Here is an 18,942-nt window from a genome sequence, read left to right on the forward strand (position 1 = left end):
GGCGCCCTTGCGCTGTGACGGAGAGGGAGGGATTCGAACCCTCGAACGAGGTCAACCCCCGTTACGCGATTTCCAGTCGCGCCCATTCAACCGCTCTGGCACCTCTCCAGTGACGAGCAGACGGGAAGGGTAGCTGGCGCCGTCGTGGGATGGGCGTCACACAGGGGTCAAGGCGGTTCGACGGGCGTCGATCAGCCGGGCTGCCGTGATCAACTTCGAGAGCATCGTGTCCAAGATCGCCGCCGGTGGCCTGTCGGCGGGGGTCTTCCTCTTCTGGTGGCCCGAGCACGTCCCGGGCGAGGGGATCGAGCAGCTCGTGCTGCGCGGCCTGCTGTGGACGCTCGCCTTCGAGCTGCTGTTCGTCGCGTTCGCGCCGCTCGAGCGCATCGTGACCGCCAAGCTGAACCGCCGCACCGAGGCGCGCCGCGCCAGGGTGCGCGAGCGTCTGCTCGCCGCGCCCGCCCCGGCCCGCACCGGCGGCGCGCTCGCGCTGGCCTGCCTCGGGCTCGCCGCGCCCGTCGCGCTGCTCTCCGGCGCCCCGCACGAGCTCGTCGAGGAGGTCGCGCCGGCGCGCGAGGTCGTGCGCCACGTCGTCGTCGAGAAGCCGGTCGTCAGGCGCGAGGTGATCGTCAAGCGCGTCGTCGTCGAGGCGCAGGACGTGGACCTCGGCGCGAAGGGCGCGACGGCCGCATCGTCGGCGTCCGTCCGCACCGCGGCGACCACGACGACGGCGAAGAAGGCCCCGGCCGCGAAGAAAGCCGCACCGGCGAAGAGGAACGCGCCCGCGAAGACGACGCCTGCCCCCACGACGACCGTCGCGGACGAGCCGGCGGCCGAGGCCGCGGAGAAGGCCGTGGCCACCACGCCGGCGCCCGAGCCCGCCGCCGCGACGACGCCCGCGCCGGACGCCGCGGCGACCACCACCGACGCACCCGCGGCCGACACCGCGAGCGCGCCGGCGGCGCAGCCCTAGATCTGCCAGCGCCCGTCGCGCAGGACGGGCACCTCGCTCCCGTCGGCGCCCACGCCCGTCACCGCGACGTCGTTGGCGCCGATCATGAAGTCGACGTGGATCGCGCTCGTGTTCGCCTTCTCGCGATCCGCGTCGTCGTCCACGGTGAACCCGTAGGCGCTGCCCAGCGCGATGTGCGACGCCGCGTTCTCGTCGAGCAGCGTGTCGTAGAAGACAGTCCCCAAGGGCCCGATGCGGCCCTCGCGGTCGACCAGCGCGACCTCGCCCAGCCGCGACGCGCCCTCGTCGCGCTGCACGAACGAGCGCAGCACGTCGGCGTTCTCGTCGGCGTCGATCTGCACGACCTCGCCGCCCTCGAACCGCACCACGAGGCCGCGGATGATCGAGCCGCCCAGGTAGAGCGGCTTCGTCGCCGTCACCACGCCGTCGACTCGCGCCGGGTCCGGCGTGGAGAACGTCTCCTCGGTCGGCAGGTTCGGCATGTGCTCCAGGCCCCACGCCGTCTCGAACCGCGCCGCCGTCCACGACGACGACGGGAAGAGCCCGACGGTCAGCTCGGTGCCCGGCCCGTCGAACCTCAGCGCGTCGAAGCGCCGCTCGGTCAGCCGCGCGGCCGCGTCCACGAGCGTGTCCGCCCGCGCGCGCCACGCCGCCACCGGGTCGTCGGTGTCGAGCCGCAGGACGTGCTCGATCTCGCTCCAGAGCTTCTCCAGCGCGGCGTCCGGCTCGAGCTCCGGGTGCACGAGCTGCGCCCACGCCGGCGTCGGCGCGGGGAGGATCGTCCAGTTCGTCGAGCGGTCGTTGACGACCTTCGACGCCTCCTTGATGAACGGCAGCTGGTCCTTGCCGACCAGCGCCGGATCCACCCCGTCGAGCACGTTGGGGTCGACCGGGCCGCTGAGCCCGATGCGCGCGGCCTTCTCCTCGCCCAGCGTCAGCAGCCGCTGCGGGTACCAGGGCGGCACGAAGTCGAGCGCGTCGGGATCGCCGTGCAGCAGCCGCGCACGCTTGACGTGCAGGTCGAACATCGCGACGTCGACGTACTTCGCGCCCGCCTTGTACGCCTCGACCGCGACGGCGCGGTGGAACGCCTCCTTGCCGGGCTCGGAGCCGATGGCGACGATCTGGCCGGGCTGCACGTTCATGCCGAACCCGACCGCCAGGCGCGCCCAGCGCTGGAGCCTCTCGTCGTGGGTGCTCACGACTCGAGCGCCTCTTCCTGGTCCTCCAGCTTGTCGGCCAGGTAGGCCGCCTTGTCGGCGCGCCGCTCGTGCGCACGCCGCTCGGCGCCGTCGGCCGCGGCGTCGGCGGCATCGCGCTCGACCGCCTCCCGCTCGACCTGGAGCGCCTTCAGCTCCTCGGTCCTGGGCTGCTCAGCACTCATGGTTCTGACCATATCGCCGGTAGATTTCCAGGCTCCGGCCTGGACTCCCCTCTTGCAGGTCAAGACTCCCGCACGACCGACAGCCTCGGCGCCGACCGGCTCACCCACCGCTCCGGCCCCTGACGGCGCGCCGCCGCCCGGCCGCGTCACGAACCTGTGGCGCCACGTCCGCGAGGTCGTCCCGCGGGGCCGGACGCTCCCGCCGGACGCCTGGCACAAGCGCCATCGCTGGCTGCTGGCCGTGCTGTGGGCGCACGCGGTCGCGCTGCCGATCTACGGCTGGCTGCGCGACAACCCGCTCGGGCACTGCCTCGTGGAGGGTGGGATCGTCGCGACGCTCGCCACCGTCGCGACGTTGCTCGGCCGCGACGAGCGCCACCGCCGGCTCGCGTCGTGCGTGGTCGCGACCGGCCTGCTCAGCTCGTCGGCGATCCTCGTCCACTTCTCCGAGGGCTACATCGAGGCCCACTTCCACTTCTTCGTGATGCTCGTCGCGCTGACGCTGTACGAGGAGTGGCTCCCGTTCCTCCTGGCCGCCGCGTACGTCGCTCTCCACCACGGCGTGCTGGGCGTCATCGCCCCGGAGGACGTCTACAACCACGCCGACGCCGCCGAGCACCCGTGGCGGTGGGCGTTCATCCACGCCGGCTTCATCGGCGCGGCGGGCGCGTTCGCGGTGGCGGCGTGGCGGCTCAACGAGGACGTGCGCGACGAGAAGGAGCAGGCGCTGGAGCGCACGCGCACCGCCGAGCGCGCGCTGGCCGCGTCGGCCGAGGACCTGCGCCGCTCCAACCGTGAGCTCGAGCAGTACGCGTACATCGCCTCCCACGACCTGGTCGAGCCGCTGCGCACGGTGACCGGCTTCCTCGACCTGCTGGAGAAGCGGACCGCGGGGGCGCTGGACGAGCGCTCGGAGCTCTACATCCGCCACGCCCGCGAGGGCACCGAGCGGATGAAGCTCCTGGTCGACGACCTGCTGCGCTTCTCGCGCGCGGGGCGCGTCGGCCGCGAGGAGGACGTCGACCTCGGCGCGGTCCTCGGCGAGGTCGTCGAGATGATGCACGCGGCGATCCGCGAGCGCGACGCGACCGTCACCGCGGGCCCGCTCCCCACCGTTCGCGGCGACGCCGGCCAGCTGCGGCAGGTGCTGCAGAACCTCGTCGCCAACGCGATCAAGTTCACGCGGCCCGGCGTCTCCCCACTGGTGCGCGTCGAGGCCGTCCCGCGCGACGGCGTGTGGGAGATCGCGGTGCGCGACAACGGGATCGGGATCGATTCGGAGCAGGCCTCGCGCGTGTTCGCGCTCTTCGCCCAGCTCGACGGCGCCGACCGCCACGGCGGCACCGGCATCGGGCTGGCGATCTGCGAGCGCGTGGTCGAGCGCCACGGCGGGCGCATCTGGGTCGACCGGCCCGACGACGGCGCGCCCGGGACGGTGTTCCGTTTCACGCTGCCGGGCGTGACCCCGGTCGCGCGGCCGGGCGCCTAGCGCGCGTCCGGCTCGGCCGGGTCGTCGACCATCTCGATGACCCCGTCGATGCCTGCGATCTCCACGATGCGGTGCACGGTCGAGCCGGGCGCGCCGCGGACGCACGTGAAGCGGCCGTCGCCCTCCTCGGCCTGCCGGTGCGCGCCGACGACGACGCGCAGGCCGCTGGAGTCGATGAAGTCGAGCGAGCGCAGGTCCAGCACGACCCACTCGCCGGCCTGGATGCGGGGCACGACGGCCTGCTCGAGCTCGGGCGCGCTGGCCATGTCCAGCTCGCCCTTCGGCACGACCACGACGCGGTCCTCCAGCTCGTCGACCTCGATGGCGAACGGCTCGACGGTCTCCATGACGGCGCGAGTTTACGACGCGGCAGCCGGGAACGACCTCACCATGGCCCAGAGCAACGCGGGCGAGCTCAAGCTCGTCCAATACCTGAACGAGGCGTACGGCAAGGAGAAGCAGCTCGAGCCCGTGCTCCAGCTGCAGATCAAGCTGGCGCAGAAGCCTGCGATCGAGAAGCGGCTCAAGGAGCACCTCAAGGAGACGCAGGACCAGGCGAAGGCGCTGGAGCGGCGCATCAAGGCGCTCGGCGGCTCGCCCGACGGCGGCTCCTCGCTCCCCGTCCCCGCGCCTGGCATCGCCGCGGACGTGGTCGAGGCGGTGACGTCGGTCGCCAACAAGGCGCTGTCAGCGGCGAAGGGGCCGGTCCAGGCCCTGCGCGGCACGAGCCCGGCCGACAACCAGCTGCGCAACCTGCGCGACTGCTTCTGGAACGAGGCGGAGGAGATCGCGCACTACGACGTCATCGAGGCCGCCGCCGAGCAGCTCCGCGACACCGAGACCGCGAAGCTCGCGCGCGAGCACCGGCGCCAGGAGGAGCGGATGCAGGCGTTCATCGCCAAGCAGATCCCGATGGTCGTCAAGGACGTCATCAAGGCCGAGGTGCCGAAGGAGGAGCGGCCGACGCCGGCGCGCTCGCGCAGCACGTCGTCGCGCAGCGCGTCGCGCTCCTCCTCCTCCTCCTCGCGGTCCTCGTCGTCGCGCAGCCGGTCGTCCTCCGGCTCCTCGCGCTCGCGGGCGCGGTCGTCCTCCTAGGCGACCACCGGACGCGCCGTCGGGGCCTTGCCCCAGCGTGCCTCGACGGCGTACGCGACGATCCGGTCGAAGTAGGACGCCAGCGGCGGCGGGGCGATCCCCGCCGGCCCGAGCACGCTGCGCGAGCGCTCGTCGCCGAACACCACGTCCATGTCGAAGTACGGGACGTAGCGGGCGGCGTCGGCGCTGCGCTGGGCGAACTCGGACTGGTGCGGGTCGGGCAGGACCTGCAGCACGGGGCGGTCGACGCCGAACGCGGCCGAGCCGAGGTCGAGCAGGTCGTCCACCGTCACGGCGTCCTCGCCGGCCACGAGCGCCAGCGTCCCGCCGACGTCGGGCCGCTCGCGCAGCACGTGCGCGATCGCGTCGGCCACGTAGTCGACCGGCACCGCGTCGACGCGCCCGTGCGGGAGCGCCGGGACCTCGGTGAGGAGCCCGCGCGCGAACGCCCGCAGCGGCCAGTAGAGGACGTTGAAGGCCGGCGTCCAGCCCGTGTCGGACTCGCCGATCACGATGCTCGGCCGCAGCACGATGCTGTCGACGTCGCGCGAGGCGCGCACGAGCTGCTCGGCCTCCGCCTTCGTCCGCTCGTACGTGTTGCGGAACGGCTGGTCGAGGCTGAGCTCGTCCTCGCCGAACACCCCGGCGTGGCGGCCGGCGACGTACGCGGTGGAGACGTGGACGTAGCGCGCGCCGGTGCGCCGCGCGGCGTCCAGCGCGTTGCGCGTGCCGCCGACGTTGATGCGCCGCGCGTCGTCGAGGTCCAGGCCGAACGACACCGACGCCGCGCAGTGCAGCACCGCGTCGACCGCGCCGACGTCCGGCAGCGCGTCGGTGATGTCGCCTGCGACGGCGGTGATGCCGTCGCGCTGCTCCTCGGGCACGCCGACGAGGTCGAGCACGCCGCGCAGACGCAGGTCGGGCCGGTCGCCGCGCACGACGCAGACGACCTCGTCGCCCGCCGCCGCGAGGCGGGCGATGGTCTCCATCCCGAGGAAGCCGGTCGCGCCGGTGAGGAGGATCCTCATGCGTGTGCGACCTCGCGCGCCATCGCCGGCACCGCGCCCATCGCGTGGAAGCCGCCGTCGACGTGGAGGATCTCGCCGCTGATCGCGCGCGCCAGGTCGCTGAGCAGGAAGCACGTCGCGTCCGCCACCGGCGCCGCGTCGTCGCAGTCCCACCCGAGCGGGGCCTGGCCCGTCCAGGCGTCCTTGAGCTGGTCGAAGCCCGGGATGCCGCTCGCCGCGAGGCTGCGGATCGGGCCCGCGCTCACCAGGTTCACGCGCACGCCGTGCGCGCCCAGATCCCGCGCGAGGTAGCGCGAGACCGATTCCAGCGCGGCCTTCGCCACGCCCATCCAGTCGTAGGCCGGCCACGCGACGCTTGCGTCGAAGTCCAGCCCGACGATGCTTCCGCCGTGCTCCCGCATGAGCGGCAACGTAGCCTCCGAGAGGGCCTTCAGGGAATAGGCCGAAGTGCGGAAAGCTTCGACGGCGGATTCGGCCCGTGTGTCCAGGAAGTCGCCGCCCAGCGCGTCGGCCGGAGCGAACGCGATCGCGTGCAGCACGCCGTCCACGCGGCCCCAGCGGCGGGCCAGCTCCTCGCGCACGCCGAGCAGGTCGGTCTCGCTGTTGACGTCGAGCTCGAGCACGTCCGGCGGCGTCGGGAGCGCCTTGGCGGAGCGCTCAGTGAGGCGCCGCGCGCGGCCGAAGCCGGTCAGCACCACCTCCGCGCCCGCCTCCTGCGCCGCGCGCGCGACGTGCCAGGCGATCGAGTCCTTCGTGACGACGCCGGTGATGAGCAGCTTCTTGCCGTCGAGCATGCCGGTCACAGCGGGATCGGGACGAAGCCGTTGTCGTCGGCGGTGGTGTCGAAGCGGCTCGGCGCCAGCGGCGCGTCGCGCTTCCACAGCGCCTCGACCTTCGCGCGGCACACGAGCCGCCCGTCCTGGTTGACGATCTTGAAGACGATCGTCGCCAGGCCGGCCTCGTCGCTGACGTCGGCCAGCTCGTGGACGGAGCCCTCGACGTGGATCGTGTCGCCGAGCTTGACCGGCCGCTTGAACACCGCGTCGGAGATCCTGCGCAGCGCGACGACCCGTTCGGGGTCGAACCCGACGAGCCCGACCGCGTAGCTCAGCACGAGCATCCCGTGCGCGATGCGCTCCCCGAAGGCGCTGGTCGCCGCCCACTCGGCGTCCACGTGCTGCGGGTGCAGGTCGCCGGTCTGGGTCGCGAACGCGTGGACGTCGGACTCGGTGACGGTGCGCCCGTGCGACGTGAACGTCGCGCCGGTGCGCAGCCGCTCGAACGGCTCGCTCAGCATGTGATCGTCTCCTTCGTGTAGCGGGCCGCCGGCACGTCCGGCGTGGGGCTCAGCGCCTCCAGCGCCGCGACGAGGCGCGTGCGCGTGTCGCCCGGCGTCACGACCTCGTCGATCGCCCCGAGCGCGGTGGCCGTGCGCGCGGACAGGTGCTCCTCCGCGTACGCGCGCGCGAACCGGTTGGTCGCTGCCGCCGGATCCGGGTCGGCGGCGATGTCGCGGCGGTGGATGATCCCGACCGCCTGCTTGGGCCCCATCACGCCGAGCTGCGCACGCGGCCACGCGAACGCGAAGTCCGCGCCCAGCTCCTTGCAGTTCATCGCGATGAACGCGCCGCCATACGCCTTGCGCAGGACGACGGTCACCTTCGGCACGGACGCCGCCGCGAACGCCCGGACGAGCTTGGCGCCGTGGCGGATCACGCCCGCCTGCTCCTGCTTGGAGCCGGGCAGGAAGCCGGGCGTGTCGACGAGCACGACGAGCGGCACGCCGAAGCGGTCGCACGTGTCGACGAACGACGCGGCCTTCTGCGCGGAGTCCGCGTCGAGCACGCCGCCGAGGAACTTCGGCTGGTTGGCGACGATGCCGACCGCGCGGCCCTCGAGCCGCGCGAACGCCGTGACGACGTTGCGGGCCCACTTGGGCTGGACCTCCAGCAGCCGGCCGCCGTCGACGACGCCGCGGATCACGCCGCGCACGTCGTAGACCTTGCGGTCGTCGGCGGGGACGCCGAGGTCGGGGACCTGCGCGGCGCGGGTGGCCGGCTCGGCGGTGGCGCGGCCAGGGCGCAGGTAGCCGAGCAGGTCGCGCGCGAGCCACGCGGCGTCCGCGTCGGTCGCCGCGACGAAGTGCGCGACGCCGTTGCGCTCGTGGACCTTGTGGCCGCCGAGCTCGGACGCGGTCAGCTCCTCGCCCATCACCTCCTGCACGACGGCGGGGCCGGTGAGGAACATGTTCGCCGCCTCCGTCATGACGACGAAGTCGGTGAGCGCGGGCGCGTACGAGCCGCCGCCCGCGGATGCCCCGCAGATGACGTTGATCTGCGGCACGCGCGCGGTGAGGCGCACGTGCTCGGCGAAGATGCGGCCGTAGCCCTCCAGCGCCAGCAGGCCCTCCTGGAGCCGCGCGCCGGCCGACTCGACGAAGCCGACGACGGGCGCGCCCGCGCGATCGGCCAGCCGCAGGATGCGCACGATCGTGTCCGCGTGCGCCTCGCCGAGCGAGCCGCCGACGTAGGCCGGGTCCTGCGCGTAGCAGTACACCGGCCGACCGTCGACGCGGCCCGCGCCGCCGACGACGCCGTCACCCGCGCGGGCGCGGCCGCCCATGCGCGGGGACAGGACGTCGGAGCGGATGAGGTGGAGCGAGCCGGGGTCGCAGAGCGTCTCGAGCCGCTCGAGCGGCGTCAGCTTCTCGGTGCTCTGCGGCACCACCGCCAGGCCGCTCATGCCGCCGCCTTCAGGACGAGCACGGCGTTGTGGCCGCCGAAGCCGAACGAGTTCGACATGCCGACCGCGCCGTCGCCGTTGCGCTGCTGCGCCATCGGCCGCGCGCTCCCCGGCACGTAGTCGAGGTCGAGTCCCTCGTCGGGCTCCTCGTAGCCGAGCGTCGGCGGCGCCACGCGGTCGCGCAGCGCGAGCAGCGTCGCGATCGCCTCGACCGCGCCGGCCGCGCCGAGCAGGTGGCCGATGGCGGACTTCGTGCTGCTCACCGGCACGGCCTTCGCCCGCTCCTCGCCCAGCGCCGCCTTCAGCGCGAGCGTCTCGGCGCGGTCGTTGAGCGGCGTCGAGGTGCCGTGCGCGTTGACGTAGTCGAGGTCGTCGGGGGTGAGCCCGGCGTCCCGCAGTGCGCCGCGCATCGCCGCCGCGGCCGCGCTGCCCTCCGGATCCGGCGCGGTGAGGTGGTACGCGTCGGAGGTGGCGGCGTAGCCGACGACCTCGCCGAGCACCTTGGCCCCGCGCGCGGCGGCCGCCTCCGCGTCCTCGAGGATGAGCACGCCCGCGCCCTCGCCCATGATGAAGCCGTCACGGCGGGCGTCGAAGGGGCGCGAGTGGCCGGACTCGGACGTCGCGTCGAGCGCGGCGAACGCGGCCTTCGACAGCGGCGTGAGCGCCGCCTCGCTGCCGCCCGTGACGACCGCGTCGGCCTCGCCGGTCTGGATCAGGCGCACGGCGGAGCCGATCGCGTTGGCGCCGGCCGCGCAGGCGGAGACGATCCCGTACGACTGGCCGCGCAGGCCGAGCCGCATCGACAGCGCCGCGGCGCCCGCGTTGCCCATCATCAGGGGCACGCTCAGCGCGGACACGTTCTTGCCGTCGTGCAGCGCGTCGGTGCCGCGCTCGATGGTCGAGATCCCGCCGATGCCGGTGCCGAAGACCGTGGCGATGCGCTCGGGCTCGTACGGCAGGTCGTCCTTCGACCAGCCCGCCTCGCCGACCGCCTCGGCGCACGCGGCCACGGCGAGCTGCGTGAACCGGTCCGACCGGCGCGCCTCCTTGGCGGTCATCGCGACGGTCGGGTCGAAGTCGGAGCAGGGCGCGAGCCCGTCCTCGATGGCGCAGACGCCCGCGGTCCACCGCTCGTGCAGCGTGCGGGCGCCGACGCCCAGGGGCGTGACGGCGCCGACCCCGGTGATGACCGCGCGGCGTCTCACGAGCTTGCGCGCTCCGTGATCAGCTCGATGGCCTCGCCGACGGTCTTGATCTTGGCGACGTCGTCGCCCTTCAGCTTGACGCCGAACTCCTCCTCGACGACCTGGCTCAGCTCGGCGAGGTCGAGCGAGTCGACGTCGAGTTCCTCCCAGGTGGCGGCGTCGGTGATCTGGTCGCGCTCGGGGCCCAGCTCGGCGAGGGCGTCGTAGACGACCGGCTGGACCTGCTCGCGGGTGACGGTGGCGGACATGGGGTGGTTCCTCTCGTTGCTCTTAGGCGGACATGCCACCGTCGACCGTGAGGACGGTCCCGGTGACGTAGGAGGCCTCGTCGGAGGCCAGGAAGCGGACGCAGGCGGCGACCTCCTCCGGGCGGCCGGGACGGCGCGCGGGGACGGCGCTCGTGACCTCGGCCGGGAGGTCGTCGGTCATGTCGGTCGCGATGAAGCCGGGCGCGATCGCGTTGACGGTGACGCCGCGGCGGGCGACCTCGACGGCGACGGTCTTCGTCATGCCGATCAGGCCAGCCTTGGAGGCGGCGTAGTTCGCCTGGCCCGCGTTCGCGCGCGGCCCGACGACCGAGGCGATGTTGATGACGCGGCCGTGGCGACGGCGAACCATCCCGCGGACGGCCCGGCGGGTGAGCCGGAACGCCGCGGTCAGGTTCGTCTCGAGGACGCGGTCCCACGCATCGTCCTCGAGTTGGACGGCCAGGCCGTCCGCACGCACCCCTGCGTTGTTGACGAGCACGGCGAGCGGGAGCTCGAGCTCCGCCTCCGCCTGCTCGATGAGCTGGTCGGCCGCGGCCGGGTCCGCGACGTCGGCCTGCAGGATCACGCTCGGCACCTCGAGGCCGTCTGCCACCGCGCGGGCCTGCTCCTCGCCGCTGCGGTAGACGAGCGCGACGGGCCAGCCGTCGGCGGCGAGCGCGCGGGCCGTGGCGGCGCCGATGCCGCGCGAGCCGCCGGTGATGAGCGCCGCGCCCTCACGGAGGGTGGGTGGTTGCACCTCCGCCACGCTCTGTGCCGGAACCGTCATGCCCATGTCAGAACTCCCGCGCCGTAGACGAAGCCGGCGCCCATCGCGCCCAGGAGCACGCGGTCGCCGGGGTTGAGGCGGCCCTCGTCGCGCGCCGCGCAGAGCGCGAGCGGGAGCGTGGCCGCAGAGACGTTGGCCAGGTCGGCGATCACGTCGACGACGCGCGTGCGGTCGAGGTCGAGCCGCTCGGCGACGGCGTCGAGGATCCGCCGGTTGGCCTGGTGGAAGACGAAGAGGTCGATGTCCTGCGGGGTGAGGCCGGCCGCGGCGCACGCGTCGACCGTCGCCTCGCTGAGGGAGGAGACCGCGTTGACGTACGTCTCGTGGCCCTGCATGCGGACGAACGGGTCCTCGCGCGTGGCGACGATGAGGTCCGCGAGCGCGCCGTCGGACTTAAGGATCACCGGGCTGAGCGCGCCGGCGTCCGCGGAGACGACGGCCGCGCCCGCGCCGTCGCCGAACAGCGGCGCGACCCGGCGGTCGTCGTCGTCGACGAACCGCGACATCGCCTCCGCCCCGATCACGAGCACGTGCTGCGCGCGGCCCGCCTCGATGCGCGCGGCGGCGTCCTCGACGGCGGCGAGGAAGCCGGTGCAGGCGGCGTTGAGGTCGACCGCGGCGGCGTGCGTGTCGAGCGCGTGCGCGACGTAGGGCGCGGTGCCGGGCGTGATGTCGTCGGCGGTGAAGGTGGCGACGAGGATGAGGTCGAGGTCGGTGGCGTCGACGCCGGCGTCCTGCAGCGCGGCGCGGCCGGCCTCGGCGGCGAGGTCGCTCAGGCGCTCGCCGGCGCCGAGCCGGTAGCGGGAGCGGATGCCGGTGCGGCGCTCGATCCATGCGCTGTCGACGCCGAGCCGCTCGGCGACGACGGCGTTGGAGACCGAGCGGGTGGGCAGCGCCTGACCGAGCCCGGAGATGCCGGCGGTGCGCGTCGGGCGCACCGCGGTCGTCTCGGCCGCGGCGCGCGTGGCGGGAGCGTCAAGCACGCGCCGGCTCCCGCGTCGCCGCGCTGCCCAGGTTCCGCTTGACGAGCTTCGCGAGCACCTTGCCGGGGCCGGCGTCGACGTAGCGGTCGATGCCGGCGGCGTCGAGCGCGCGCATGGTGTGCGCCCAGCGGACCGGCCCGGTCAGGGCCTGCGCCAGCTCCTGGCGCGGGTCGGTCATGGGCTGCGCGGTGTGGCAGCTGTAGACGGTGACGCCGTCGCGGGGCTCCGCGAAGTCGGTCGCGGCGAGCGCGGCCTCGAACGGCTTGACGGCGGCCTCCATCGCGGGCGAGTGGAACGCGCCGGCGACCCCCAGCTCCATCGCCCGGTGGCCGTGCGCGCGAGCGGCGCGCGCCGCCTCGTCGAGCCGGTCCGCCGCGCCGCTGAGCACGACCTGCCCGGGCGCGTTGTAGTTGGCGACCGTCACGCCCGCGGCGTGCGCGATCGCCTCGGCGGTCTCGTCGTCGGCGCCGAGCAGCGCGAGCATCGTCCCGCCGCCGGCCTCCGCCATCGCGTGGCCGCGGAGCACGACGAGCTCCAGCGCCGCCGCCTCGTCGAGCACGCCCGCCGCCGCCAGCGCGGCCAGCTCTCCCAGGGAGTGGCCGGCGACGGCGGCGGGCGGGGTCCCGAGCTCCTGCGCGAGCCGCCGCCACCCCGCGACGCTCGCGCAGAAGATCGCCGGCTGAGCGAAGCGGGTGGACTCGTCGACCCGGGGGAAGGGGTCGGTCCCGACGAGCTCCAGGCACCGTTCGAGCAGCTCCGGCGCACCCTCCTCGACGAGGTCGCGCATGCCGGGCACCTGACTGCCCTGGCCGGGGAAGATGACCGCGGTCGGCATGCGGGCAACCCTCCCCGCCGCGCGGGGTCCGTGTGAAGGCCCATCCCCCATCCGGGGGGAGAACGAGGCTCGGGTGGGGGGACCGCACCTGCGTCCGGTGCATCGACGTGCGATGCGGCACGAGCGGCGCGCCGACCGGTGACGTCAGCGCATCTAGACCGGGACGAGGACCCGCCGCGCACGCGGCGTCGGGTACTCGTCCCACTGGCGACCGTCGAGATCCCGACCGTTCGACTTCGGCCGGGCGCCACCCCACTGCTTGAAGAAGAACGCTGTGCCCGCGCCGCCGCAGCGGTCCCGCAGGTCACGCACCCACGCCGGATCGATCCGCCGATGTTTCGGTCCGGACTCGCCGCCCGCGATCAGCCAATCGATCCCGTGTAGGTCGAGCCCTTCCAGCGGCCCGAGAAGCGGCTCGGCGCTAATGAAGCGCACAGCGGACGGCACTTCACGAAGCACGTCGGCGCGGTGGACGAAGCGGCGGTTCTCGATGGTGACTCCCATCCAGACGTTCGGTGGCCAGTCGAACCGACCGGCAAACTCTGCGAGGCGCCGTTCGCGCTTGGTCAGGATCTGGAACGTATGCCAGTGCGCCGCCCGCATCGTCGCGAAGATCTCGTCGATGAAATCGATCGGAACGTCCTCGTGAAACAGGTCCGACATCGAGTTGACGAAGATCGTCTTCGGCTTCTTCCACTTCAGAGGCACGTCAAGCCGCTCCGGCCACAGGCGTAGGTCGAAGCCCTGCTCGTACGGGTGGTCTGGAACACCACGCCACCGCTCCGCGAACGTCTTCGCGTAGCAGTGCGCGCACCCAGGGCTCACCTGACTGCAGCCGGTCACCGGGTTCCAGGTCGCTTCGGTCCACTCGATGCTGCTGCTCTGCGCCATCGCGGTTTCCTTCGATTCGGTGCCGCCGGTTCCTTGAATTACGAACACATGTTCGTGTCAGTATCGGACAAATCGCATTCTGATCCCGTTGCCCTCCTTGAACTGCTTTGCTCCGGAGGGCCGCTCCACTTCCAGCTGCTGCGCCTTCTCCGCCGGCACCAGCGTGAGGCGCTTCAGGTGCTTCGGGAGGAACGTCGACTCTGCCGTGTAGGTGATGGCGTCCTCGACGGAGAACCACCGATCCGCGAACTCCGATCGAAGGCCCGCCAGGAGCGGAGCCGTGTCCGGCCCGTCCGGGACGCCGTCGAAGCCAAAACTCCCTTGTCCAGGCACGGCTGCTTGGGCGGGCACGAAACCCCGGCCATGCCGAGGGTCGACCGCCCAACATCCTTCCTTAACGCTCTCGAACCCACGCACGTTGTCTGACGCGCCCACGATCCAGTACTCGTTGTTCGACTCGGAAGCAAGACGGAAGCGGTGCGTGTACCTAAGCCCCGCCTTCACCAGCTGCTTGCAGAAGAGGTTGAGCAGCGCTTTTGGACGCCCCGGGCCATCCGGCACGTCGCGCCACTCCGGCGTGCCGAAGAACCGATCCATGGCCTGTTCCTGCCCGGAGCGAGCGACGAACCGGTTCACGAACGCCAGCGGCAGGAAGATGAGCGTGTCGCATTTGGGGAGCTTGAGGATCTCGGTGGTCAGCCCCATTGGCGAATGGCTGTAGCCGAACGGATCAACAAATAGGAACAGCGCCGACTGCCCGGCCACGGGCTGCGGGGCATGGTCCTCGTACGCCCCACAGGTGACGGACCAGCTGACACGATCGGTCCAACGGCGACCCTCACGCGCGAGCCGCTCCCGCGCCTCGAGCTCATCCTGAAGCCGGCGCGCTCGCCGCTCGTCGCGCTCAACGAAAGTGAACTCGTACCGAACGCTCGTCCATCGCTGCAGAAGCCTGTCGTTGTCGAGCAGTGCCCCGAGAAGGATCAGCGGTGAGCCCGGCTCGCCGCACTCGTAGACGCCGGGGCCGGCGAACCCATCGTAGATCCGAACGAGACCGCCTTGGTACTTCGCGAACGTCTCGGAGTGCACGCTGACCCACTTCTGAAAGAAGGCGAGCAAGAGGTCGTGCTTGGCCTTCGTGTGGCCTTCCCTGGCCCAAAGAACTGGTTCAGTCCCCATGCCAGAAACGTAGCCCTAGGAACAGAGATGTTTCAAACGTCCTTCCGTCCATGTGGGATCGTGGGGCGCATGCCGCACCCGCTCCCCGCCCGCAGCGCCGGTCGTGAGGTCGCCACCGGCGGGGTGCTCGCGTGCACGTGGGAGGCGCGGGCCGCGCGCGACGGCGCGCTGCGGCTGCTGCCGGACGGGTGTGCGGACGTGTGGTTCGACATCGTGGACGGGACGCTGTGGGCGGTCGGGACGCGCGCGGAGCTGGCGGTCGCGGACGTGCGAGCGGGTGCGACGTACGTCGGGGCGCGGGTGCGCGCCGGGGCGGCGCGGGCGGTGCTTGGGGAGCTGCCGTCCGGCGGTGGGCCGGTGCGGCTGGAGGACGCGTGGGCGCGGAGGGTCGCCGAGCGGATGGCGCGCGACCCGCGGCCGGAGGTCCTCGCGCACGCCATGACCGCGCGGGCCGAGCGCGCGCCGCTCGACCCGGCCGTCCTCGCCGCCGCGATGCTCCTCCGCGCCGCGCCGGACACGCGCGTCGAGCACGTCGCCCACGCGGTGGGCCTCAGCGACCGCCAGCTCCGCCGCCGCATGCGCGACCACGTCGGCTACGGCCCGAAGGCGCTCCAGCGCGTGCTCCGGTTCGCCGCCTTCACCGCGCGACTGCCGGAGCTGGCCGGCGCGCGAACCACGCTCGCGGCGGCCGCGCACGAGCTGGGCTACGCCGACCAGGCGCACCTCGGCCGCGAGGCGCTCCGGCTCAGCGGCCGCACCCCGGCGACCCTCGTCGCCCGCACCGCCGCGGCCGGAACGTTCTAGACCGCTGCGCGCCGTCGCGGCGAGGCTGGGACGCGCGATGCCCTTCACCGTCACGCTCCCCGTCCGCGCGTCGGACCTCGACACCAACGGCCACGTCCGCGGCTCGGCGTACCTCGACTACGCCGACCACGCCCGCTGGGCGCTCACCCGCGCCGCCGGCGTCTCCCTCGACGCCCTCCAGGCCGCCGGCCTCGGCCCGGTCAGCCTCGACGCCCACATCGCGTTCCACCGCGAGCTGCGCGCCGGCGACGACGTCACCGTCTCGTGCGACTTCACGTGGACGCGGGGCGCGAAGGTCAACCCCGCGATCAACGAGCTGCGCCGCACGAGCGACGGCGAGCTCGTCGCGACCCTCACCGGCCACGGCGGCCTCCTCGACCTCACCACCCGCCGCCTCGTCCCAGACCCCGCCGCCCGCTGGCGTGCGGTCGCCACGCACCCGGAGCTCCTCGGCCTCTAGTCCCGCAGCCGCAGCAGCATGATCCCGATCGCGACGAAGAACGCGCCGAAGACGAGCCAACCGATCGCGAACCCGGTGAAGGTGCCGCACTGGTCGCCCGCGCAGTCGCTCGTCAGCCCGGCGAGGGCGGACACGACGATGATCGTGCCGACCAGCATCAGGACGGCGGCGAGCCCTTCCATCGCCCCTACCTCCCCTGCACCTTGGCGCGCTGAACCTTCGCCAGCTTCGCCTTCACCGTCCGCTTGCCGACCCGCAGCGTGACGGTCCGGCCACCCACGCGCCGCAGGTCGGCGCTCCGGATGGGCAGGGTCACCTCGAGCCCGCCGACGGACCGGCCGAGCCGCCGGACGCGCACGCTGCCCGCCTTGACCGCGAGCGTGGGCGCCCCCTTCAACCGGGTCCGGTACTCGAGTCGCTGCGCGAGGACCTGCGATGGGGAAGGGTGCCGCGATGAGCCGACGTACGAGGGCGGTGTTGGTTGTCGTCGCTGCGGCGGTCGTGGCGGCGGGACTGGCCGGGGTCTTGATCAGCGCCACCGACGCATCACCCGAGCCGGCGACCGTGGCCTGGCGGACCATCAACCACGCGGCTTACCGCGCGACGGCGACCACCGTCCGCTCCGAGCCTGAGACGCCGAGACTGTCGGGTGCGTGCGGATCGTTCAGCCGGAGCGACGGCGTCCCGGTGGAGTTCTGCCTGCAGCGCGACGGTGCCCGGTACGACGGAATCGCCTACCTCTCCTACGGAGACCCTGACGTGGTGGCGTTCACCCTCCTCCCGCCGACGGCACGCTCCATCGAGCTCGCGCCGGCGAGCCGCGGGCTCACGAGCAGGATCGTCGACCTCGACGAAGATGACAGCCCGCGCTTCGCGGTCCTGTCGCTGACGCGCGGCGCGGACGGTCGTCGACTTGTCGTCCGCGACGCGCGCCGGCGCGTCATCCTTCGGAGCGAGACGCTGCACCTCGCTCGCTGCATGTCTCGCGCAGAGCTCGAGTGCACAGTGAGCGTCACCTTGCGATGAACGCGTATGACCTCCACCCGTTGATCCGTGCGCGCCTCGCTGAGCGGGGCGTCAGCCTGCGCCGGACCCTCGAGGCGGAGACCGGTGATCCGGCGCACGTCTGGCACGCTTGGGCGGTCTTCCGCGAGATCGCCGCGATGGCGTTCAACGACGCGATCGACGACCCGGAGGAAGACGGCCAGCTCAGCGTTGATCCGGACCTCGACGGCGACCTCCTGCGCTTCGAGGTGACAAACGGCCTGCGGATCGACCCGCGGACCGTGCCCGGCGTGGACACGGGCCGGGTGACGGCGCTGCACCTGGTCCGTGAGCTGGTGTTGCACGACGAGGACGGAGATCGCGTCGACTCCGTGGTGCTCCGGCTGACCCTCCTGTTCTCGCCGGGGCAGGTGTCAGCGGCCGGCGCTGCGATCGAAGGGCGGGGCGGACCCGCCCCCCACGAAGGCACGAAGTGGTCCGATGCCGTCGAACGGGCATCGGCCTTCGTGCACGCGCGAGAGGCCAGCGCCTCTTTCGGGTTCGTCCTGCTTCAGCCCTGACCGTGGGCTTCCAGGAGCGCTAGACCAGCAGGCCGAGGCGCTGCGCCCGCTGGACGGCTTCCGCCCGGTTGCGGACGTTGAGCTTGCGGTAGACGGTGCCGGTGTACTCCTTGACCGTCCACGGGGAGATGTGGAGGGACTCGGCGATCTCGCGGTTGGTGGCGCCGGAGGCGATCAGGTCGAGGACCTCGCGCTCGCGCTCGGACAGCCGGTTCGCCGGCTGAGGCTCCTCGATCTCGCGGAAGACCGTCATGCCACGGCCCACCATGCGGACCGCCTCGGCGATGTCGCGCGCGGGCCACTCCTTGGGCACGAGGCCCGCCGCCCCCGCCGCGCGCGCCGCCGCCGGCGAGATGCGGCCCGCGCCGGAGATCAGCAGCACGCGCGTGCCGGGGACCTTCGCCCGCAGCGCCTCGCAGACCTGCGCGCCCGACTCCTCGCCGATGAAGAGATCCACCAAGGCGACGTGCGGCTCGTGCTTGGTCGCCATCGCGAGCGCCTCGGCGCCGGTGCGCGCGCTGAAGCACGCCTCCACCCACGACTGCTCCTGCAGCATCAGCCGGAAGCCCCAGTGCACCACGCTTGGCATCTGCAGACGCGGGGGATCGACGTTCCGGGATGTGCTTGACCGTATGAAGCGAGCGATCAGGAAGGGCGCGTACCTGTGATGCCGCGTGATGGCTGGTGGAGTCACGTCAGCGAATGGATGACGGGCGAGCTCGAGACGATCCCTACTTCGGTACGTCACGAGGTCTACCTCGTCGCCGTGGCGATCGGGTTTCCAGAAGGCGCGGAGCTCGACTGGCGCCAGAGCCCGGTCAGGCTCGCATGGAACACAGAGTCGGCTTACCGCGCGCATCGCACGACTCCGCCGGACGACCCCTGCTGGCATCGCCACGAGTGGCTCTCCTTCGTCCATCCGCCGGGCCGTTCGGTGGGAACGCTACCCGATGACCCCGCCGGTGCGACGCTGCGGGAGCGATGGGCGCGCGATGAAGGCATCTGGTACGAGGACGACGCCGACGAGGACCGGCGTGCCGAACAGGGCGGTCGACTCCTGCTCGCGCTCGGTGAGGGCCTCGCGGAGGTCATCCGGACCCTGCATGTCACGGGCGCGGTGGAACGGACGTTCGGGAGACCGGTGCCGGTCACCGTGGTCAGCGAGGACGAGCACCATCCCGCTCCAGCCTGGAGCCGTGTCGCGAATCCCCCGGCGCTGCATGAGGCGTTCGTCGCCTACTACGACCGGAGGTACAGCGCGGGATGATGCGTCG

The 18,942-nt window shown here is 72.8% G+C and carries 25 protein-coding genes and 1 tRNA gene; 8 read left to right on the forward strand and 18 right to left on the reverse strand.

Translation table 11 applies throughout. From position 1 onward, the window contains the following. Nucleotides 1–18: 18 nt before the first annotated feature. A tRNA-Ser gene (locus tag AC1UE5_RS25525) sits at nucleotides 19–108 on the reverse strand. Nucleotides 109–205: 97 nt separating this feature from the next. Between AC1UE5_RS25525 and AC1UE5_RS25530 the strand changes: the two genes are divergently transcribed. Continuing rightward, nucleotides 206–973 carry a hypothetical protein gene (locus AC1UE5_RS25530; RefSeq protein ID WP_482928758.1) on the forward strand — a complete coding sequence of 256 codons (768 nt, stop codon included), beginning with the start codon at nucleotides 206–208 and terminating at the stop codon, nucleotides 971–973. Here the strand turns inward: AC1UE5_RS25530 and AC1UE5_RS25535 are convergent. Both AC1UE5_RS25535 and AC1UE5_RS25540 read right to left on the reverse strand, forming a co-directional pair. Continuing rightward, nucleotides 970–2,175 carry an aminopeptidase gene (locus AC1UE5_RS25535; protein WP_482928759.1) on the reverse strand — a complete coding sequence of 402 codons (1,206 nt, stop codon included), beginning with the start codon at nucleotides 2,173–2,175 and terminating at the stop codon, nucleotides 970–972. The genes AC1UE5_RS25530 and AC1UE5_RS25535 overlap by 4 nt on opposite strands. Next, the gene (locus tag AC1UE5_RS25540) at nucleotides 2,172–2,357 is read right to left on the reverse strand and encodes a hypothetical protein (protein WP_482928760.1); all 186 of its coding nucleotides are present in this window, start codon (nucleotides 2,355–2,357) and stop codon (nucleotides 2,172–2,174) included. The genes AC1UE5_RS25535 and AC1UE5_RS25540 overlap by 4 nt, the downstream gene beginning before the upstream one ends. Before the next feature lie 52 nt (nucleotides 2,358–2,409). On the opposite strand from AC1UE5_RS25540, the gene AC1UE5_RS25545 reads away from it, so the two are divergent. Further along, on the forward strand, nucleotides 2,410–3,846 hold the full coding sequence (locus AC1UE5_RS25545; protein WP_482928761.1) for a sensor histidine kinase: 1,437 nt from the start codon (nucleotides 2,410–2,412) through the stop codon (nucleotides 3,844–3,846). On the opposite strand, the gene AC1UE5_RS25550 is transcribed toward AC1UE5_RS25545, so the two are convergent. After that, on the reverse strand, nucleotides 3,843–4,193 hold the full coding sequence (locus AC1UE5_RS25550; protein ID WP_482928762.1) for an STAS domain-containing protein: 351 nt from the start codon (nucleotides 4,191–4,193) through the stop codon (nucleotides 3,843–3,845). The genes AC1UE5_RS25545 and AC1UE5_RS25550 overlap by 4 nt on opposite strands. A 43-nt stretch (nucleotides 4,194–4,236) precedes the next feature. On the opposite strand from AC1UE5_RS25550, the gene AC1UE5_RS25555 reads away from it, so the two are divergent. Continuing rightward, nucleotides 4,237–4,941: a DUF892 family protein gene (locus AC1UE5_RS25555; RefSeq protein WP_482928763.1), complete on the forward strand. Its 705-nt coding sequence runs from the start codon at nucleotides 4,237–4,239 to the stop codon at nucleotides 4,939–4,941. Here the strand turns inward: AC1UE5_RS25555 and AC1UE5_RS25560 are convergent. The 11 genes from AC1UE5_RS25560 to tcmP all read right to left on the reverse strand — a co-directional run bounded on the left by AC1UE5_RS25560 (nucleotide 4,938) and on the right by tcmP (nucleotide 14,839). Then, nucleotides 4,938–5,969 carry an SDR family oxidoreductase gene (locus AC1UE5_RS25560; RefSeq protein ID WP_482928764.1) on the reverse strand — a complete coding sequence of 344 codons (1,032 nt, stop codon included), beginning with the start codon at nucleotides 5,967–5,969 and terminating at the stop codon, nucleotides 4,938–4,940. The two genes, AC1UE5_RS25555 and AC1UE5_RS25560, sit on opposite strands and share 4 nt — an antisense overlap. Continuing rightward, nucleotides 5,966–6,763: an enoyl-ACP reductase FabI gene (gene fabI / locus AC1UE5_RS25565; protein WP_482928887.1), complete on the reverse strand. Its 798-nt coding sequence runs from the start codon at nucleotides 6,761–6,763 to the stop codon at nucleotides 5,966–5,968. The genes AC1UE5_RS25560 and fabI overlap by 4 nt, the downstream gene beginning before the upstream one ends. A gap of 5 nt (nucleotides 6,764–6,768) precedes the next feature. Then, nucleotides 6,769–7,266, reverse strand: coding sequence for a MaoC/PaaZ C-terminal domain-containing protein (locus tag AC1UE5_RS25570; protein ID WP_482928765.1), 498 nt, complete (start codon nucleotides 7,264–7,266; stop codon nucleotides 6,769–6,771). Next, complete coding sequence (locus tag AC1UE5_RS25575; RefSeq protein WP_482928766.1) at nucleotides 7,260–8,711, reverse strand: acyl-CoA carboxylase subunit beta; 1,452 nt, start codon at nucleotides 8,709–8,711, stop codon at nucleotides 7,260–7,262. Before AC1UE5_RS25575 ends, AC1UE5_RS25570 begins: the two co-directional genes overlap by 7 nt. Continuing rightward, nucleotides 8,708–9,916 (reverse strand): beta-ketoacyl-[acyl-carrier-protein] synthase family protein, encoded by a 1,209-nt coding sequence (locus AC1UE5_RS25580; protein ID WP_482928767.1) that lies wholly within the window; start codon nucleotides 9,914–9,916, stop codon nucleotides 8,708–8,710. The genes AC1UE5_RS25575 and AC1UE5_RS25580 overlap by 4 nt, the downstream gene beginning before the upstream one ends. After that, nucleotides 9,913–10,164 carry a phosphopantetheine-binding protein gene (locus tag AC1UE5_RS25585; protein ID WP_482928768.1) on the reverse strand — a complete coding sequence of 84 codons (252 nt, stop codon included), beginning with the start codon at nucleotides 10,162–10,164 and terminating at the stop codon, nucleotides 9,913–9,915. The genes AC1UE5_RS25580 and AC1UE5_RS25585 overlap by 4 nt, the downstream gene beginning before the upstream one ends. 22 nt (nucleotides 10,165–10,186) lie before the next feature. Further along, nucleotides 10,187–10,921, reverse strand: a complete 735-nt coding sequence (gene fabG, locus AC1UE5_RS25590; protein WP_482928769.1) for a 3-oxoacyl-ACP reductase FabG — start codon at nucleotides 10,919–10,921, stop codon at nucleotides 10,187–10,189. 26 nt (nucleotides 10,922–10,947) lie between these two features. After that, nucleotides 10,948–11,934, reverse strand: coding sequence for a 3-oxoacyl-ACP synthase III family protein (locus tag AC1UE5_RS25595; protein ID WP_482928770.1), 987 nt, complete (start codon nucleotides 11,932–11,934; stop codon nucleotides 10,948–10,950). Next, nucleotides 11,927–12,769 carry an ACP S-malonyltransferase gene (locus AC1UE5_RS25600; RefSeq protein ID WP_482928771.1) on the reverse strand — a complete coding sequence of 281 codons (843 nt, stop codon included), beginning with the start codon at nucleotides 12,767–12,769 and terminating at the stop codon, nucleotides 11,927–11,929. The genes AC1UE5_RS25595 and AC1UE5_RS25600 overlap by 8 nt, the downstream gene beginning before the upstream one ends. Before the next feature lie 153 nt (nucleotides 12,770–12,922). After that, complete coding sequence (locus AC1UE5_RS25605) at nucleotides 12,923–13,660, reverse strand: DUF5131 family protein (protein ID WP_482928772.1); 738 nt, start codon at nucleotides 13,658–13,660, stop codon at nucleotides 12,923–12,925. Nucleotides 13,661–13,717: 57 nt separating this feature from the next. Further along, the gene (tcmP, locus tag AC1UE5_RS25610) at nucleotides 13,718–14,839 is read right to left on the reverse strand and encodes a three-Cys-motif partner protein TcmP (RefSeq protein ID WP_482928773.1); all 1,122 of its coding nucleotides are present in this window, start codon (nucleotides 14,837–14,839) and stop codon (nucleotides 13,718–13,720) included. A gap of 69 nt (nucleotides 14,840–14,908) precedes the next feature. On the opposite strand from tcmP, the gene AC1UE5_RS25615 reads away from it, so the two are divergent. Both AC1UE5_RS25615 and AC1UE5_RS25620 read left to right on the forward strand, forming a co-directional pair. Beyond that, nucleotides 14,909–15,643, forward strand: coding sequence for a helix-turn-helix transcriptional regulator (locus AC1UE5_RS25615; RefSeq protein WP_482928774.1), 735 nt, complete (start codon nucleotides 14,909–14,911; stop codon nucleotides 15,641–15,643). A 37-nt stretch (nucleotides 15,644–15,680) separates the two neighbouring features. Further along, nucleotides 15,681–16,103, forward strand: a complete 423-nt coding sequence (locus AC1UE5_RS25620; protein WP_482928775.1) for an acyl-CoA thioesterase — start codon at nucleotides 15,681–15,683, stop codon at nucleotides 16,101–16,103. Here AC1UE5_RS25620 and AC1UE5_RS25625 read toward each other — a convergent pair. Next, the gene (locus tag AC1UE5_RS25625) at nucleotides 16,100–16,285 is read right to left on the reverse strand and encodes a hypothetical protein (protein WP_482928776.1); all 186 of its coding nucleotides are present in this window, start codon (nucleotides 16,283–16,285) and stop codon (nucleotides 16,100–16,102) included. The genes AC1UE5_RS25620 and AC1UE5_RS25625 overlap by 4 nt on opposite strands. A gap of 5 nt (nucleotides 16,286–16,290) precedes the next feature. Further along, nucleotides 16,291–16,500, reverse strand: coding sequence for a hypothetical protein (locus AC1UE5_RS25630; protein WP_482928777.1), 210 nt, complete (start codon nucleotides 16,498–16,500; stop codon nucleotides 16,291–16,293). Between the two features lie 56 nt (nucleotides 16,501–16,556). Between AC1UE5_RS25630 and AC1UE5_RS25635 the strand changes: the two genes are divergently transcribed. Both AC1UE5_RS25635 and AC1UE5_RS25640 read left to right on the forward strand, forming a co-directional pair. Continuing rightward, nucleotides 16,557–17,129 (forward strand): hypothetical protein, encoded by a 573-nt coding sequence (locus AC1UE5_RS25635; protein ID WP_482928778.1) that lies wholly within the window; start codon nucleotides 16,557–16,559, stop codon nucleotides 17,127–17,129. After that, nucleotides 17,126–17,668 (forward strand): hypothetical protein, encoded by a 543-nt coding sequence (locus AC1UE5_RS25640; RefSeq protein ID WP_482928779.1) that lies wholly within the window; start codon nucleotides 17,126–17,128, stop codon nucleotides 17,666–17,668. The genes AC1UE5_RS25635 and AC1UE5_RS25640 overlap by 4 nt, the downstream gene beginning before the upstream one ends. Nucleotides 17,669–17,687: 19 nt before the next feature. Here AC1UE5_RS25640 and AC1UE5_RS25645 read toward each other — a convergent pair whose 3' ends face one another. After that, entirely contained in the window at nucleotides 17,688–18,257 is a 570-nt protein-coding gene (locus tag AC1UE5_RS25645; protein ID WP_482928780.1) for a response regulator transcription factor, read from the reverse strand. A 78-nt stretch (nucleotides 18,258–18,335) separates the two neighbouring features. On the opposite strand from AC1UE5_RS25645, the gene AC1UE5_RS25650 reads away from it, so the two are divergent. Further along, nucleotides 18,336–18,935: a hypothetical protein gene (locus tag AC1UE5_RS25650; protein ID WP_482928781.1), complete on the forward strand. Its 600-nt coding sequence runs from the start codon at nucleotides 18,336–18,338 to the stop codon at nucleotides 18,933–18,935. Nucleotides 18,936–18,942 lie beyond the last annotated feature (7 nt).

The sequence above is a fragment of the Parviterribacter multiflagellatus genome, from assembly GCF_056863265.1.

Bases quoted from the DNA above. Each gene is read 5' to 3' on its own strand.
- fabI (WP_482928887.1), bottom strand. From the start codon at position 6,763: ATGCTCGACGGCAAGAAGCTGCTCATCACCGGCGTCGTCACGAAGGAC.
- AC1UE5_RS25605 (WP_482928772.1), bottom strand. From the start codon at position 13,660: ATGGCGCAGAGCAGCAGCATCGAGTGGACCGAAGCGACCTGGAACCCG.
- AC1UE5_RS25560 (WP_482928764.1), bottom strand. From the start codon at position 5,969: ATGAGGATCCTCCTCACCGGCGCGACCGGCTTCCTCGGGATGGAGACC.
- AC1UE5_RS25645 (WP_482928780.1), bottom strand. From the start codon at position 18,257: ATGCCAAGCGTGGTGCACTGGGGCTTCCGGCTGATGCTGCAGGAGCAG.
- AC1UE5_RS25615 (WP_482928774.1), top strand. From the start codon at position 14,909: ATGCCGCACCCGCTCCCCGCCCGCAGCGCCGGTCGTGAGGTCGCCACC.
- AC1UE5_RS25570 (WP_482928765.1), bottom strand. From the start codon at position 7,266: ATGCTGAGCGAGCCGTTCGAGCGGCTGCGCACCGGCGCGACGTTCACG.
- tcmP (WP_482928773.1), bottom strand. From the start codon at position 14,839: ATGGGGACTGAACCAGTTCTTTGGGCCAGGGAAGGCCACACGAAGGCC.
- AC1UE5_RS25555 (WP_482928763.1), top strand. From the start codon at position 4,237: ATGGCCCAGAGCAACGCGGGCGAGCTCAAGCTCGTCCAATACCTGAAC.
- AC1UE5_RS25585 (WP_482928768.1), bottom strand. From the start codon at position 10,164: ATGTCCGCCACCGTCACCCGCGAGCAGGTCCAGCCGGTCGTCTACGAC.
- AC1UE5_RS25540 (WP_482928760.1), bottom strand. From the start codon at position 2,357: ATGAGTGCTGAGCAGCCCAGGACCGAGGAGCTGAAGGCGCTCCAGGTC.
- AC1UE5_RS25550 (WP_482928762.1), bottom strand. From the start codon at position 4,193: ATGGAGACCGTCGAGCCGTTCGCCATCGAGGTCGACGAGCTGGAGGAC.
- AC1UE5_RS25620 (WP_482928775.1), top strand. From the start codon at position 15,681: ATGCCCTTCACCGTCACGCTCCCCGTCCGCGCGTCGGACCTCGACACC.
- AC1UE5_RS25600 (WP_482928771.1), bottom strand. From the start codon at position 12,769: ATGCCGACCGCGGTCATCTTCCCCGGCCAGGGCAGTCAGGTGCCCGGC.
- AC1UE5_RS25650 (WP_482928781.1), top strand. From the start codon at position 18,336: ATGCCGCGTGATGGCTGGTGGAGTCACGTCAGCGAATGGATGACGGGC.
- AC1UE5_RS25625 (WP_482928776.1), bottom strand. From the start codon at position 16,285: ATGGAAGGGCTCGCCGCCGTCCTGATGCTGGTCGGCACGATCATCGTC.
- AC1UE5_RS25575 (WP_482928766.1), bottom strand. From the start codon at position 8,711: ATGAGCGGCCTGGCGGTGGTGCCGCAGAGCACCGAGAAGCTGACGCCG.
- AC1UE5_RS25640 (WP_482928779.1), top strand. From the start codon at position 17,126: ATGAACGCGTATGACCTCCACCCGTTGATCCGTGCGCGCCTCGCTGAG.
- AC1UE5_RS25635 (WP_482928778.1), top strand. From the start codon at position 16,557: ATGAGCCGACGTACGAGGGCGGTGTTGGTTGTCGTCGCTGCGGCGGTC.